Origin of the sequence: Citrobacter sp. TBCS-14, from assembly GCF_005280805.1 — a bacterium.
GTDB lineage: Bacteria > Pseudomonadota > Gammaproteobacteria > Enterobacterales > Enterobacteriaceae > Citrobacter > Citrobacter gillenii.
Genome location: NZ_SZWM01000385.1, coordinates 1 through 204, shown reverse-complemented (window position 1 = coordinate 204; position 204 = coordinate 1). Strand labels below are relative to the sequence as shown.

At 55.4% G+C, this 204-nt stretch carries 1 pseudogene; it reads right to left on the bottom strand.

The annotated features are described in order from the left end of the window. Positions 1–204, bottom strand: a pseudogene (locus FDX22_RS15670) (flagellar rod protein); the annotation flags it as partial.

The following is a 204-nucleotide window of genomic DNA, read 5'->3' as shown; positions in this document are numbered from 1 at the left end:
ATGCCGTAATCCGCAGGATTAATGTCGAAATCCACCTGGCCGGGTCCGACGGAGGTTTGACCTTCCGGGATCAGCGACACGGTGTAGTCATCACCGGCTTCATCGGTGAAATGCAGATCCACATCGGTACAGCTGTCATCCAGCGTGACGCGTCCCTGAATCGCCTGACTGTTGTCTTCAATATCCAGCGAGGTGGTTTGCACC